Below are 14,878 nucleotides of genomic sequence, written 5' to 3'. Positions count from 1 at the left end.
TTCGTGGGGCAGGACCCCACACTAGCCGCGTGACCAGGACACGGTCGGGAGGCGCGTGGCGGGCCCGCCCCTCCCTCGCAGGCTCGGTCGGCGCGCCCCGTGTGGCGCTGGCGCGCCACCGCTCAACGGGGCGCGCCCGACCGTCCCGTCACACTCCGCAGAACGCAACGAAGGCGGTCCCGCACAGCGCTGTGACGCTGCGCGGAACCGCCTGGGTTGCGTTTCGCGGGAGGGATCAGACGAGCGAACGGAGCACGTACTGCAGGATGCCGCCGTTGCGGTAGTAGTCGGCCTCACCGGGGGTGTCGATGCGGACGACCGCGTCGAACTCGACCGTCTCCTTGCCGGCGGGCGAGTGCTCGCTCGGCTCCGCGGTGACGTGCACGGTCTTCGGGGTGCGGCCCTCGTTCAGCTCGGTCAGCCCGGAGATCGAGACGACCTCGGTGCCGTCGAGACCGAGCGACTCGACGGTCTCGCCCGCCGGGAACTGCAGCGGAACGACGCCCATGCCGATCAGGTTCGAGCGGTGGATGCGCTCGAAGCTCTCGGTGATGACCGCCTTGACACCGAGCAGGTTCGTGCCCTTCGCCGCCCAGTCACGCGACGAGCCGGAGCCGTACTCCTTGCCGCCGAAGATGACGAGCGGGATGCCCTGCTCCTGGTAGTGCTGCGACGCGTCGTAGATGAAGGACTGATCGCCCTCGGGGGTCGTGAAGTCGCGGGTGTAGCCGCCCTCGACGCCGTCCAGCAGCTGGTTGCGCAGGCGGATGTTCGCGAACGTGCCGCGGATCATCACCTCGTGGTTACCGCGACGCGAGCCGTAGGAGTTGAAGTCCTTGCGGTCGACGCCGTGCTCGGCGAGGTACTTGCCCGCCGGGCTGTCCGCCTTGATCGAACCGGCCGGCGAGATGTGGTCGGTGGTGACCGAGTCGCCGAGCTTCGCCAGGACCCGTGCGCCGGAGATGTCCGACACGGCGTCGGGCTGCATCGTCATGCCCTCGAAGTACGGGGGCTTCCGGACGTAGGTGGACTCGGTGTCCCACTCGAAGGTGTCACCCGTCGGGGTCGGCAGGTTCTTCCAGCGGTCGTCGCCCTCGAACACGGAGCCGTACTCGTGGGTGAACATCTCGGTGTCGATCGACGTGTCGATGACGTCCTGCACCTCGGTCGCGTCGGGCCAGATGTCCTGCAGGTAGACCTCGTTGCCGTCCTGGTCGGTGCCGAGGGCGTCCTTGTCGAAGTCGAAGTGCATCGAACCGGCCAGGGCGTAGGCGATGACCAGCGGCGGGGAGGCCAGGTAGTTCATCTTCACGTCGGGGTTGATGCGACCCTCGAAGTTGCGGTTGCCGGAGAGCACCGCGGTGACGGCGAGGTCGTTGTCCTGCACTGCCTGCGAGATCTCCTCGGGCAGCGGGCCCGAGTTGCCGATGCAGGTGGTGCAGCCGTAGCCGACCGTGTAGAAGCCGAGGTCCTCGAGGTAGCTGGTCAGGCCCGCCTTCTCGTAGTAGTCGGTGACGACCTTCGAGCCCGGCGCGAGGGTCGTCTTGACCCACGGCTTGGCCTTGAGGCCCTTCTTCGCGGCGTTCCGCGCGAGGATGCCGGCGGCCATCATGACCGACGGGTTCGACGTGTTCGTGCACGACGTGATCGCGGCGATCGCGACGGCACCGTGGTCGATCGTGAACGTGTCGCCGTCGGCCACCGACACCGAGGTCGGCTTGGAGACGGTGCCGGGCGCGCTCGAGGCGTGCACCGGGACCTCGGACGCCGGGGCGTCCTGCAGGTCGTCGACGGCGTGCTCGTCACCGGGCGCCGCAGCGACCGGGTCGGACGCCGGGAAGGTGTCGGCGACGGCCTTGTCCTCCTCGGAGTGGTCGATGCTCGCGTAGTTGGCGAGGTCGACCTCGAACTGGTCCTTGGCCTTCGACAGCTCGATGCGGTCCTGCGGGCGCTTCGGCCCCGAGATCGACGGGACGACCGTCGACAGGTCGAGCTCCATGTACTCGGAGTACGCGGGCTCCACCGACGGGTCGTGCCACAGGCCCTGGGCCTTCGAGTACGCCTCGACCAGGGCGATCTGGTCCTCGGACCGGCCGGTCAGGCGCAGGTAGTCGAGCGTGACGGCGTCGACCGGGAAGATCGCGGCGGTCGAGCCGAACTCCGGCGACATGTTGCCGATGGTCGCGCGGTTCGCGAGCGGGACCTCGGAAACGCCCTCGCCGTAGAACTCGACGAACTTGCCCACGACGCCGTGCTTGCGGAGCTCCTGCGTGATGGTGAGCACCACGTCGGTGGCGGTGACGCCGGCCGGGATCGAGCCGGACAGCTTGAAGCCGACGACCTTCGGGATGAGCATCGAGACGGGCTGGCCGAGCATCGCGGCTTCGGCCTCGATGCCGCCGACGCCCCAGCCGAGCACGCCGAGGCCGTTCACCATGGTGGTGTGCGAGTCGGTACCGACGAGGGTGTCCGGGTACGCGTACAGCTCGCCGTCGAACGCACGCGTGTACGTGACCTTCGCCAGGTACTCGATGTTGACCTGGTGGACGATGCCGGTGCCCGGCGGGACGACCTTGAAGTCCTCGAACGCCGTCTGGCCCCAGCGGAGGAACTGGTAGCGCTCCCCGTTCCGCTCGTACTCGAGGTCGGTGTTGCGCTGCAGGGCGTCGGTGCTGCCGAACAGGTCGGCGATGACGGAGTGGTCGATGACCATCTCGGCCGGCGACAGCGGGTTGATCTTGTTCGGGTCGCCGCCGATCTCGGCCATCGCCTCGCGCATGGTGGCGAGGTCGACGATGCACGGCACCCCGGTGAAGTCCTGCATGACCACACGGGCCGGCGAGAACTGGATCTCGGTGTCCGGGTCCGCCTCGGGCTTCCAGGAACCGAGTGCGCGGATCTGGTCCTCGGTGACGTTCGCGCCGTCCTCGGTGCGGAGCAGGTTCTCGAGCAGCACCTTCAGGCTGTACGGGAGCTTCTCGTGCCCGGGCACCGTGTCGATCCGGTGGATCGCGTAGTCGACACCCCCAACCGACAGTGTGTCCTTCGAGCCGAAGCTGTTGACTGCAGCCACTGTGCCGCCTCCCTGGTGATCGGTGTGCCCTCATCCTCGTGGGCCGCGGAACGTCCCACCAGCAAGGCAAACCTAATCCCGGCCGCGTTGGAGCGTCGCCGGGAAAGTGTCTCGATGTCGAGACAACCCTACACCGCGGCAGGGTCCTCCCGGCGCACGAACACCGTGCGGACGAGCAACCACGTGACCCAGAGCACGGCGGCGTAGAGGGGCACGCCGAGCACGAGCTTCACCGCGGCGAGGAGCTCGATCTGCGCAGTCAGGTACAGCGGCACCTCGACGGCGAGCCGGAGCGCGAAGAGTCCGACCCAGATCCACGTCGCGACGGTCAGGACGCGGCGCTTCGCGGGGTCGGCGCGCCAGTCGACGTGGGAGCCGTCCTCGTCCGGCGGGAGCAGGAAGCCCACCACGACCCCGATGAGCGGCCAGCGGATCGCGAGCGTCACCAGGAGGCCGACCAGCCAGACGGAGTTGATCACGATGCCGGGGATGAAGTTCGTCTCCGCGCGGCCCGTGAACAGCGCCAGGGCCGCCGACACGACCACGCCGGCGATGCCCGCGAAGGACATCGTGAGCGACTGCCGCTGTACCAGACGCAGCACGACGAAGACCAGTCCGACCACGACCGGGATCACGACGCTCGGGACGAGCTCCTTCGTGATCGCGTAGACGACCAGGAACGCGAACCCGGGCAGCACCGACTCGGCGAGGCCGCGGACGCCGCCGACGGCACCCAGCAGTGCACGACCCGACGGGGTCTCCCCCGGGGCGACGCGGGCGATCCCGGCGTTCTGTACGGCGGCACGGAACTGCGCCGAGAACGACGGTGTGACGTCGGGACCGGTCGCCGCCGGCTCGTCCGCCGGACGCGACCGGACCCCGTCGACGGGAGCAGCGGCGTCGTCGCGGCCGTCCGTGGGTCGCTGGATGTCGTCGTGGTCCGGCACCGTGCCTCCAGGCCGTGTCGTGTCGTGTGGTCGGGCGCCGGACGTCAGACGGCGGACTGCGTCGACTTCGGCATGTGCAGCGGGATGAGGTCGCGCGGCGGCATCGGCGTGGTGCCGCGCACCACGACGACGCTGCGGAACAGCTCCTCGATCTCGGCCGCGTCGTCGGGCTGGTCGGCGGCCTTGCCCGCGATGACGCCGCGGAGGAACCACCGCGGGCCGTCCACGCCGACGAAGCGGGCCGCGCGGGCACCGTCGGTCGAGCCGGAGCCGTCGGTGACGACCGGGACGAGCGCACGGAGCTCCGGGCCGAAGGGGCCGTCGACCTCCTCGACCCGGCCGCCCTGACGCTCGATCTGGTCGGCGATCTGCGCGCGGATCTCGTGCCAGAGGCCCGTCGACCGCGGGGCAGCGAACGGCTGGACCTGCAGCGTCGACTCGTCGTAGTCGAGCCCCACCGCGACGACGCGCTGCGAGCCCTCCTCGACCTCGAGCCGCAGGTGCAGCCCCTCGCGGGGCAGGACCTTCACGCCGCCCAGGTCGACGTACGGTCGGACCAGGTTCGCCTCGGTCTCGTCGTGCGGGCCGTTCTCGGCCCGGTCGGCGGGTGCCGACTTGTCGGTGGGCGCGACGGCGTCCACCTCGTCGAGGTCGGCGTCGGCGTCGGTCGCGATGTCGACCTCCGGCGTCGTCTCCGCGATCACGGCGTCGTCGGCGACGGCCTCCGCCACCTCGACCTCGTCACGCTTGCGTCGGCCGAACTTCATGCGTCCGTTCCTTCCTGGAAGTCGTCGGCGGCGCCGTACAGGGCACCGCTCCGGTCACCGTAGCCCGAAGAGCCGAACCCGCCCTCACCGCGGACGCTGTCCGGCAGCGTCTCGACGCGCGTGTACGTCACCCGGGGCACGGGCATGACGATCAACTGCGCGATGCGGTCACCGACGTGGACCTCGTAGGGCTCGCTCGCGTCGGTGTTGAGCAGCGCGACCTTCACCTCGCCGCGGTACCCGGCGTCGATCGTGCCGGGCGCGTTCACGATGGCGATGCCGTGCTTGGCGGCCAGGCCGCTCCGTGGGACGACGAACCCGGCGTACCCCTCCGGCAGCGCGATGCGCAGGCCGGTCCCGACGAGCCGACGCTCACCGGGCTGCAGCACGAGGGCCTCGGTCGAGACGAGGTCGGCACCGGCATCACCGGGGTGGGCGTGGCCGGGAGCGTTCTCCCCGGTCCAGAGCACGTCGACTGGTTCGGTCACGAGACGAGGGTAGTGCAGACCGTGACCGTTCCGTGACCTGATCCGGGCCGTGGCCCGAGCGTCCGTCCGAGTCGTGGTGGGATGGAGGGGTGACCGTGTACCGCGAACGACTCTGGGCCCCGCCCGCCCTCTACCTGGCGACGGCGCTCGTCATCCCCGCGAGCCTGCTCGTGTTCCTGCCGATCAGCGTGCTGGCCGGCATCCTCGTGGCGATCGGCATGTACCTGGGCGTGGTCGTCCTGCTCTGGGCGCTCGCCCCCACGATCGAGGTCACGGACACCGAGTTCCGGGCCGGCAAGGCCCACCTGCCCCGGACCCTCGTCGGCGAGGTCGCCGCGTACACCGGCGCCGAGGCCACCTCGCAGCGCGGCCCGGTGCTCGACGCGCGGGCGTGGACGCTCTTCCGCGGGTACGTGCGCGGGGTCGTGCGCGTCGAGGTCGCCGACCCGGCGGACCCCACGCCCTACTGGCTCGTGAGCGCGCGGAACCCGCAGGCGATCGTCGACGCACTGCGTTCCTGAGGCGGCGGCGCGGGACGGATCGCGAGCTCCGGCCGGGAGGCACGGCGCAGTCCCGGCAGGCCCGCCCGCCACGCGGGTGCGGTGCCAGCCGGGAGGCGCGGCGCAGTCCCGCCACGCCCGTTCGTTCCCAGAACGGGTGCGGTACCAGGCGGTTCCGGGCATCCCTGGTCGTTCCGGACCACCCGGTACGCCCGCTGTCACCCGGTGCGCCCGCTCACACCAGGTACGCCCGGTCCCGGGAGGCATGCCCGCCACGCGGGTGAGGTGCCAGGCGGGAGGCGCGGCGCAATCCCGCCACGTTCGTTCCTTCCCAGAACGGGTGCGGTACCAGGCGGTTCCGGGCATCCCTGGTCCTTCCGGAGCACCAGGTACGCCCGCTCTCACCAGGTACGCCCGCTCACACCAGGTACGCCCGGTCCCGGCAGGCACGCCCGCTCTCACCAGGTACGCCCGGGTCCGGCAGGCATGCTCGCGGCGCGGGTGCGGTGCCAGCCGGGAGGCGCCGCGCAGTCCCGCCACGCCCGTTCCTTCCCAGAAAGGGTGCGGTACCAGGCGGTTCCGGGCATCCCTGGTCGTTCCGGAGCGCCAGGTACGCCCGCTCTCACCAGGTACGCCCGCTCTCACCAGGTACGCCCGCTCACACCACGTACGCCCGCTCTCACCATGTACGCCCGGTCCCGATCCCGCCAGGCACGGCCCCGGCACGCACGCCCGATCCCGGCACGCACGCCCGATCCCGGCACGCACGCCCGATCCCGGCACGCACGCCCGATCCCGGCAGGCACGAACCGCCCTTGCCGCTGCGCCCAGCCCTGTACACGCGGAACGGCCCGACACCCCGGAGGGTGACGGGCCGTTCCTGCTGGCGCGTGCCTAGAGCGCGGCGCACTCCGCGCACACGGGGCCGAGCTTCGACTCGTGGTCCAGCTGCGAGCGGTGCTTCACGAGGAAGCACTCGACGCAGGTGAACTCGTCGACCTGCGGCGGCAGCACGACGACGTCGAGGTCGACGTCGCTGAGGTCCTGTCCGGCGAGCTCGAAGCTGCCGGGGTTGTCCGAATCATCGTCGACGACCCCCGACATCTTGTCGGGCACGCGCTCCTTGAGGGCCTCGATCGACTCCGAGTCAGAGGAGTCGTCGGTCTTCCTGGGGGCGTCGTAATCGGTGGCCATGCCCATCCGTTTCTCGTGTTGAGAGGTCGTCGCCGGTGATCGGCGGCGACAGTTTGCACCACGTCCCGCGAGAGCGCAAACCGAACGCGGTGCGGGATCGTCAGGCCCTGCAACCCGGCACCCGACCCGGACATTCCCGAGGGCCGGGAGCCCTGCGGCCGACGCGCGCACGACGCGAGCACGACCCCGTGCACGACCGCGTGCACGACCCCGCGCACGACCCCGCGCATCTGCGGCACGCCCGTGCGCCTCCGCGGCAACGAGCGCGCGCGGCTGCATACTCCTGACCGTACGAGCACGACCGTACGCAACGCTCGGGAGGCGCAACCATGCAAGACGTGAGAGTCATCGGAGTCGAGTCCGGGTCACTCCTGCTCGCGACCGACGGCGGCACCGAGTTCCGGTTGCCGGTCACCGCGTCCCTGGCGACCCAGGTCCGCCAGGCGAACCCGGACGCCGGCCCGCAGAAGCGCGTGTCGCCCAAGGACGTCCAGGCACGCATCCGCGCAGGTGCCGACGCTGCCGACGTGGCCGCCGCACTCGACGTCGACGTCGAGTACGTCCGCCGGTTCGAGGGTCCGGTGCTCGCCGAGCGCTCGTTCGTGCTCGACGCCGCCCGACGCGTCCCGGTGACCCCGACCGACGCCGAGGCACCCGACACCTTCGGCGAGGCCATCGAGGCGAAGCTCGAGGCAGGCGACGCCACCGCGGTCGAGTGGGGCTCGTGGAAGCACGCCGAGCACGGCTGGCAGGTCCGCGTGCGCTACACCGCCTCCGAGGTCGAGCACGACGCGCAGTGGCTGTTCGACCCGAAGACGTCGACGCTCACGCCCGACAACGGTGACGCGCACCGGCTCTCCCACACCGACGACGAGGGCATCGCCCCGCGTCTGCGCGCCGTCGAGAACGACCACCAGGACACCGACGGCACGCGGTTCGACTCGGGGGCGTTCCGTGTCGAGCAGACCGACGAGGCCGCGGGCGACGCCGAGGTCCAGGAGCGCCCACTCCGTGCTCCGCTCCCCCGCATCGGCACCGCCCCGGTCGAGGAGCGCTCCCCCGGCAACGAGACCGCCGACCTGCTCGAGGCGCTCCGCCGCCGCCGCGGAGAGCGCGAGGCCGCGTCCTTCACCGAGCCGCAGGACGAACCGCGTGGTACGTCCATCAGTGTCGTCGACGTGCCGCTGCAGGGGTGGGACACCCCGGCCTCCGCTCCGGAGCGCGAGGACCGTCCGGCCTCGGCGCCCGAGTCCGACGGCCGTCCGGAGCGGAAGAAGCGCAACCGCCGGTCGATGCCGAGCTGGGACGAGATCGTCTTCGGCACCCGCCCGGAGGACCCCGCCTGATCACCGCTCGGTCCGGTCTGCCGGACGGGAGGCCCGCAGCAGCCCCGCAACGCACGTCGCGTCGCGGGGCTGCTGCCGTCCAGGGCACGGACCGCGCGTCGCGGTTCAGCTCGCGAAGGCCCCCGCCAGCCGGAGCGGCACGAAGAGCTCGTCGTCGGTCATCGCGCCGTGCTGGCCGATCATCCGCTTCGGTTCCTTGCGGGGGTCGAGGTCCCGGTCGTCGTTGAAGGCCCAGGAGCCCCTGGCCACCACGACCACGTCGCCGATGCGCGGCAGCACGCGCTCGTCGACGGCACCGAACCACCCGGCGGCCACCGCCTCGTCGCGGCTGGCCACGTACGCCTTCTTGCCGTACCGGGTGCGCCAGGCCGCGACGAGGGCTGGCACGTCCGTCCCCGGCCGGACGGCCAGCTGACGGCACCGGGGGTCCCCGGCGACCCCCACGACGTCGACGAGGAGCGCCGGGTCCATCGCGATGTTCGCGTGCTCGGGCACGTCGAGCACGCCGTGGTCGGCCGTGACGAGGATCCCCACGTCCGGACCGCTCCGCGCCGCGAGCCGGGCGAGCTCGCCGTCGAGCTGCTCGAGGGCAGCCGTCCACCGGTCGGACTCCCACCCGCGCTTGTGCCCGATCGAGTCGAGCTCGGGGACGTAGAGGTACACGAGGGACCGCCCGACGGCCGTCTCGGCCAGGGCGGCGTCGACCCGCTGCGCGATGCTGTCCGCGGCCGCGTAGCGCGCACCGCCCAGCACGTTCGCGGTCATGCCCGACGACTCGTACCGCGCCGGGCCGACGACCACGGGGTCGACGCCCAGCGCGGCCGCCTCGGTGAAGACGGTGCTCGCGAGCAGCCAACCCGCCGGGACCTCGGCGTCCCACCCGCTCAGCAGGTTGACGACGCGCTCGGTGTCCGGCTCCCAACCGCTGTACCCGACAACGCCGTGCGTGCCGGGCGGCCGTCCGGTGGTCAGCGTGCTGAGGGCCGCGGCGGTCGTCGTCGGGAAGCCGCTGCGCAGGCGCTTCAGCGTGCCGCCGCCCGTGGCGGCGGTGAGCCACCGAGCGTGCCCGGCGCGGGCCGAGAGGGCGGACGAGCCCAGGCCGTCGACCAGCACGACGACCACCGAGCGGGCGGGACGGAGGGTGATCCGTGCCTCCCGGCCGGTGGTGCGCAACCACGTGTCGTCCGCAGCACCGAGCGCCACGAGGCAACTCGGGAGCACGTCGGCGAGGTTCGCGGTGGCGTCGGGGGCGCTCGGTACGCTGGGGGGCACCCCACGATCCTCCCAGAAAGGTCCCATGGCACGCACGGAAGCAGTCGGCCTGCCCGACGGTGAGCGCATCGAGGACGTCGACGTCTCCGAGGAGATGCAGGGCTCGTTCCTCGAGTACGCCTACTCCGTCATCTACTCGCGGGCACTGCCGGATGCGCGCGACGGCCTCAAGCCGGTGCAGCGTCGCATCCTCTACCAGATGGCGGAGATGGGGCTCCGGCCGGACCGGGGGCACGTGAAGAGCGCCCGCGTCACCGGCGAGGTCATGGGGAAGCTGCACCCGCACGGCGACGGCGCGATCTACGACGCGCTCGTGCGGATGGCGCAGCCGTTCACGATGCGGGTGCCGCTCGTCGACGGGCACGGCAACTTCGGGTCGCTGGACGACGGCCCCGCCGCGGCCCGCTACACCGAGGCACGCCTGGCCGAGCCGTCGATGGCGATGACCGAGGGCCTGGGCGAGGACGTCGTCGACTTCGTCCCGAACTACGACAACCAGATCATGCAGCCCGAGGTGCTGCCCGCGGCGTTCCCGAACCTGCTGGTCAACGGCGCGTCGGGCATCGCGGTCGGCATGGCCACGAACATGGCGCCGCACAACCTCGGCGAGGTCGTCGAGGCCGCGAAGCACCTGCTGCTCCACCCCGAGGCCTCGCTCGAGGAACTGATGGAGTTCGTGCCGGGGCCGGATCTGCCCTCCGGCGGCACGATCGTCGGGCTCTCCGGCGTGCGCGACGCGTACGCGACGGGGCGCGGATCGTTCCGCACGCGTGCGAAGGTGAGCGTCGAGAACCTCACGCCGCGCAAGGTCGGTCTCGTCGTGACCGAGCTGCCCTACCTGGTCGGGCCCGAGCGCGTGATCGAGAAGATCAAGGACGGCGTGCAGGCGAAGAAGCTCGTCGGCATCTCGGACGTCAACGACCTGACCGACCGCAACCACGGGCTGCGGCTCGTGATCGGCATCAAGTCCGGCTTCAACCCGACCGCGGTGCTCGAACAGCTGTACAAGCACACCCCGCTCGAGGACGGCTTCGGCATCAACAACGTCGCACTCGTCGACGGCTCCCCGCGCACCCTCGGGCTGCGGGACCTGCTCGACGTGTACGTGCGGCACCGCCTGTCCGTGGTCACCCGTCGGTCCGAGTACCGGCTCGCCCGCCGACGTGAGCGGCTGCACCTGGTCGAGGGCCTGCTCGTTGCGATCCTCGACATCGACGAGGTCATCCAGGTCATCCGCACCTCGGACGATTCCGAGGCCGCGCGCAACCGCCTGCGCGACGTCTTCGACCTGTCCGAGGTGCAGGCGGAGTACATCCTCGAACTCCGGCTGCGCCGCCTGACGAAGTTCTCGCGGATGGAGCTCGAGGGCGAGCGCGACCAGCTGCTCACCGACATCGCGGCGCTCGAGGAGCTCCTGGCGTCGGACGCGCGGCTCCGCGCCCAGGTCGCGCAGGAACTGACCGAGGTGTCCGACCGTTTCGCCACGCCCCGTCGCACGCTCCTGACCGAGGCCGACGCCCCAGTGCGCGGCGGACGCAAGGCCGCGGTCGACCCCGAGTCGCTGCAGATCGCCGACGCCCCGTGCCGCGTGCTGCTCTCCACCACCGGGCGGCTCGTGCGCGTCGACATCCCCGACACCGACCTCGGCATCGTGCGGGTGCCGCAGCGGTCGAAGCACGACGCGGTCCGCTCGACGGTCCTGTCCACGGTCCGCGGACAGGTCGGGGCCCTCACCTCGACCGGGCGCGTGCTGCGGTTCTCCCCCGTCGACGTCCCCGCCGTGCCACCGGCGTCGGTCCGGCTCGACGCCGGTGTCCGGGTGTCGGACTACCTCGGGATCACCCGTACCGAGACGGTCGTCGCGCTCGTCGACCTCTCGCCCGGCGCCCCTGACTCGCTCGCGATCGGCACCTCGCAGGGCACGGTCAAGCGGGTCGCCACGGGTGCGTGGCCCGACAAGGACGAGTTCGTCGCCATCGGCCTCAAGCCGAAGGACTCGGTGGTGGGGGCAGCCCAGGCACCGGAGACGGACGACCTCGTGTTCATCACCTCGAACGCCCAGCTGCTGCGCTTCCCCGCCTCGGGTGTCCGCCCGCAGGGTCTGCCCGCCGGTGGCGTCGCCGGAGTCGCGCTGGCTGCCGGTGCCGCGGTGATCTGGTTCGGGTCGGTCGCTCGGTCCGACGACGCCGTGGTCGCGACCGTGTCGACGTCGTCGGGCGCACTGCCCGGGACGGACGCCGGTCGGGCGAAGGTGTCGGCGTTCTCGGAGTTCCCGGCGAAGGGTCGGGCCACCCAGGGCGTCCGGGCCCACGCGTTCCTGAAGGGCGAGGACGGCCTCACCGTAGCGTGGGCCGGCATCGCGCCGCCGCACGCCGTCGGGGCCGACGGCGCAGCCCGGACGCTGCCGGACTGGTTGTCGAAGCGTGACGGTTCGGGTGCGCCGCTCGAGGCCGTGATCGGCTCCATCGGCGGCAGCGCCGCGGCGCTCGACGGGACCGCGGGCGAGGCGTAGGCACCAGCGCGGTCGATGGGCCGAGACTCGGCCTCGGCGACAGTCCTCACGCTCAGGAGCGCGAGGACTGTCGCGAGGCGCGAGACGCGGCTCGGACAGCCGCCGGCGCCCCTAGGCGTCGATGCGGTCGCGGTCGAGGCCCTCGCCGGCGAGGATGAACTCCTTGCGCGGCGCGACGTCGTTGCCCATCAGCAGCTCGAAGACCTTCGCTGCCCCCTCGGCGTCGGTCACGTTGACCCGGCGCAGCGTCCGGTGCGTGCGGTCCATCGTGGTCTCCGCGAGCTGGTCGGCATCCATCTCCCCCAGGCCCTTGTACCGCTGGATCGGCTCCTGGTACTTCTTGCCCTGCTTCGCGAGCTTCTTCAGCACGGCCTGCAGCTCGGCCTCGGAGTAGGTGTACAGCGCGTCGTTCGGCTTGCCGCGGTTGATCACGACGACCCGGTGCAGCGGCGGTACCGCAGCGAAGACCCGGCCCTGCTCGATCATCGGCCGCATGTACCGGAAGAACAGCGTGAGCAGGAGCGTGCGGATGTGGGCACCGTCGACGTCGGCGTCCGACATGATGATGACCTTGCCGTAGCGGGCCTGGTCGATCTCGAACGACCGACCGGAGCCGGCGCCGATCACCTGGATGATCGAGGCGCACTCGGCATTGGAGAGCATGTCCGAGACGGACGCCTTCTGCACGTTGAGGATCTTGCCGCGGATCGGGAGCAGTGCCTGGTACTCGCTGTTGCGCGCGAGCTTCGCGGTGCCGAGTGCCGAGTCACCCTCGACGATGAACAGCTCGGTGCCCTCGGCGTCCTGCTTGCGGCAGTCGGCGAGCTTGGTCGGCAGCGAGGAGTTCTCGAGCGCGTTCTTCCGACGCTGGGTCTCCTTGTGCGCCCGGGCCGAGATGCGGGTCTTCATCTCGGCGACGACCTTCTCGAGGAGTGTCGCGGCCTGCGCCTTCTCGGTGCGCTGTGTCGACGTGAGGATCTCGGTGAGGCGCTTCGACACGACCTGGTCGACGATCTTCCGGACCGCGGGCGTGCCGAGGACCTCCTTCGTCTGCCCCTCGAACTGCGGCTCCGGCAGGCGGACGGTCAGCACGGCGGTGAGACCCGCGAGCACGTCGTCCTTCTCGAGCTTGTCCTGCCCGACCTTGAGCTTGCGGGCGTTCGCCTCGACCTGGGTCCGCACGGCCTTCACCAACCCGGACTCGAACCCGGCCAGGTGGGTGCCGCCCTTCGGTGTCGCGATGATGTTGACGAAGCTGCGCTCGACCGTCTCGTACCCGCTGCCCCACCGGAGCGCGATGTCGACCTGGCACTCACGCTCGACCGAGGTGGACACCATGTGCCCCTTGTCGTCGAGCATCGGGACGGTCTCGGTGAACGTGCCGGCGCCCTCGATGCGCCAGACGTCGGTCACCGCGGTGTCGACGGCCAGGTGTTCCACGAACTCGCTGATGCCACCCTCGTACCGGAAGCGCTCGACGACCGGGCCGCTCGCGACGGCCGTGCCCGTGGCCTCGGCCCGCTGCGCCGCGGCGTCGATCGATGCAGGGCGTTCGTCGGTGATGGTGATGCCCAGACCAGGCACGAGGAACGCGGTCTGCCGCGCGCGGCTGACGAGGTCGCTCGTGCTGAACTTCGCATCCGGGGTGAAGATCTGCCGGTCCGCCCAGTAGCGGATGCGCGAGCCGGTGACGCCCTTCTTCACCTTGCCGACGATGCGCAGTTCGCTCCCCGAGGTGTACGGCGAGAAGGGCGCGTCCGGGCCCTCGCCCGAGAACGTGCCGGGCTCGCCACGGTGGAACGACATCGCGTAGGTCTTGCCGCCCCGGTCGACCTCGACGTCGAGGCGCTCGGACAGCGCGTTGACCACCGAGGCACCGACCCCGTGCAGTCCGCCGGATGCCGCGTACGACCCCGAGCCGAACTTGCCGCCGGCGTGGAGCTTCGTGAAGACGACCTCGACACCCGTCAGCCCGGTCTTCGGTTCGACGTCGACCGGGATCCCGCGCGCGGTGTCGCGGACCTCGACCGAGCCGTCCTCGTGCAGCACGACGCCGATCTCGTCCCCGTGCCCGGCGAGGGCCTCGTCCACGGAGTTGTCGATGATCTCCCACAGGCAGTGCATCAGCCCCCGGGAGTCGGTGGACCCGATGTACATGCCGGGACGCTTCCGGACCGCCTCGAGCCCCTCGAGGACGGAGAGATGGCGGGCGGAGTAGTCGGAGCTCACGTGCCGATGGTACCGAGGGGCACCGACACCCCTGGGCCGGACGAGCGGCGCGCCTCGGACTGGGGACAACCGATCCGCGGTGAGCGAAACAGGCCCCACCGGATGCACGTCTCCCAGCCACCACGTGTTCAAATGAGTGGACGAAGCCCCACCACCTGCGATCCGTGAGGAGCACAGCAATGACCCAGACCGTGCAGGACCTCTCCATCGACGAAGCCAGCAGCCACCAGCTCACCGCTGCTGACCGCTGCGACAGCTGCGGAGCGCAGGCGTACATCCGCGCGACCATGGCGAGCGGCGAGCTCTACTTCTGCGCCCACCACGGTGCCGAGTTCAAGGACAAGCTCGCCGCGACCGCGATCGAGTGGCACGACGAGAGCAGCCGGCTCCACGAGTCGAAGTAGTCGTCACCAGACGAACGGACGGGAGGCGCGGGGGCCGCGGGCCCCCCCCCCCCCCCCCGGCGGGGGGGGGCGGCGAGCGCGCGGCCCGCACCACGCCGAGGGTGCCGATCGCCACGCGCCCCACGGCGTCGGGGTCGACGAGCGGC

11 protein-coding genes are annotated in these 14,878 nt (G+C 71.3%); 4 read left to right on the top strand and 7 right to left on the bottom strand.

Annotated elements, in window-relative coordinates:
• Window positions 1-235 precede the first annotated feature (235 nt).
• From QUG93_RS00055 to dut, 4 genes are all read right to left on the bottom strand, one after another.
• On the bottom strand, window positions 236-3,073 hold the full coding sequence (locus QUG93_RS00055) for an aconitate hydratase (protein WP_289471597.1): 2,838 nt from the start codon (window positions 3,071-3,073) through the stop codon (window positions 236-238).
• Window positions 3,074-3,201: 128 nt separating this feature from the next.
• Entirely contained in the window at window positions 3,202-4,020 is an 819-nt protein-coding gene (locus QUG93_RS00050) for a DUF3159 domain-containing protein (RefSeq protein ID WP_289471596.1), read from the bottom strand.
• Between the two features lie 44 nt (window positions 4,021-4,064).
• On the bottom strand, window positions 4,065-4,787 hold the full coding sequence (locus tag QUG93_RS00045) for a DUF3710 domain-containing protein (protein ID WP_289471595.1): 723 nt from the start codon (window positions 4,785-4,787) through the stop codon (window positions 4,065-4,067).
• Window positions 4,784-5,275, bottom strand: a complete 492-nt coding sequence (gene dut, locus QUG93_RS00040) for a dUTP diphosphatase (RefSeq protein ID WP_289471594.1) — start codon at window positions 5,273-5,275, stop codon at window positions 4,784-4,786. Before dut ends, QUG93_RS00045 begins: the two co-directional genes overlap by 4 nt.
• Window positions 5,276-5,364: 89 nt before the next feature.
• On the opposite strand from dut, the gene QUG93_RS00035 reads away from it, so the two are divergent.
• Window positions 5,365-5,796: a DUF3093 domain-containing protein gene (locus QUG93_RS00035; RefSeq protein ID WP_289471593.1), complete on the top strand. Its 432-nt coding sequence runs from the start codon at window positions 5,365-5,367 to the stop codon at window positions 5,794-5,796.
• 873 nt (window positions 5,797-6,669) lie between these two features.
• Here QUG93_RS00035 and QUG93_RS00030 read toward each other — a convergent pair.
• Window positions 6,670-6,969 (bottom strand): DUF4193 domain-containing protein, encoded by a 300-nt coding sequence (locus QUG93_RS00030; protein WP_031272446.1) that lies wholly within the window; start codon window positions 6,967-6,969, stop codon window positions 6,670-6,672.
• Between the two features lie 338 nt (window positions 6,970-7,307).
• On the opposite strand from QUG93_RS00030, the gene sepH reads away from it, so the two are divergent.
• The gene (sepH, locus tag QUG93_RS00025) at window positions 7,308-8,315 is read left to right on the top strand and encodes a septation protein SepH (RefSeq protein WP_289471592.1); all 1,008 of its coding nucleotides are present in this window, start codon (window positions 7,308-7,310) and stop codon (window positions 8,313-8,315) included.
• 105 nt (window positions 8,316-8,420) lie between these two features.
• Here the strand turns inward: sepH and QUG93_RS00020 are convergent, their stop codons facing one another.
• Window positions 8,421-9,587 (bottom strand): alkaline phosphatase family protein, encoded by a 1,167-nt coding sequence (locus QUG93_RS00020; RefSeq protein ID WP_289471591.1) that lies wholly within the window; start codon window positions 9,585-9,587, stop codon window positions 8,421-8,423.
• Between the two features lie 25 nt (window positions 9,588-9,612).
• Here QUG93_RS00020 and QUG93_RS00015 point away from each other — a divergent pair, with 25 nt between their 5' ends.
• Entirely contained in the window at window positions 9,613-12,099 is a 2,487-nt protein-coding gene (locus tag QUG93_RS00015) for a DNA gyrase/topoisomerase IV subunit A (protein WP_289471590.1), read from the top strand.
• A gap of 111 nt (window positions 12,100-12,210) precedes the next feature.
• Here the strand turns inward: QUG93_RS00015 and QUG93_RS00010 are convergent, their stop codons facing one another.
• Window positions 12,211-14,328: a DNA gyrase/topoisomerase IV subunit B gene (locus QUG93_RS00010; RefSeq protein ID WP_289471589.1), complete on the bottom strand. Its 2,118-nt coding sequence runs from the start codon at window positions 14,326-14,328 to the stop codon at window positions 12,211-12,213.
• Between the two features lie 179 nt (window positions 14,329-14,507).
• Here QUG93_RS00010 and QUG93_RS00005 point away from each other — a divergent pair, with 179 nt between their 5' ends.
• Complete coding sequence (locus QUG93_RS00005; protein ID WP_289471588.1) at window positions 14,508-14,732, top strand: DUF7455 domain-containing protein; 225 nt, start codon at window positions 14,508-14,510, stop codon at window positions 14,730-14,732.
• Window positions 14,733-14,878: the final 146 nt, after the last annotated feature.

This window comes from Curtobacterium caseinilyticum, assembly GCF_030363035.1.
GTDB lineage: Bacteria > Actinomycetota > Actinomycetes > Actinomycetales > Microbacteriaceae > Curtobacterium > Curtobacterium caseinilyticum.
This window is presented reverse-complemented; position numbering and strand designations above follow the sequence as displayed.

What these genes read in the sequence shown, in the direction of transcription:
- QUG93_RS00045 (WP_289471595.1), bottom strand. Translation starts at nt 4,787, where the DNA reads ATGAAGTTCGGCCGACGCAAGCGTGACGAGGTCGAGGTGGCGGAGGCC.
- QUG93_RS00030 (WP_031272446.1), bottom strand. Translation starts at nt 6,969, where the DNA reads ATGGCCACCGATTACGACGCCCCCAGGAAGACCGACGACTCCTCTGAC.
- QUG93_RS00005 (WP_289471588.1), top strand. Translation starts at nt 14,508, where the DNA reads ATGACCCAGACCGTGCAGGACCTCTCCATCGACGAAGCCAGCAGCCAC.
- QUG93_RS00015 (WP_289471590.1), top strand. Translation starts at nt 9,613, where the DNA reads ATGGCACGCACGGAAGCAGTCGGCCTGCCCGACGGTGAGCGCATCGAG.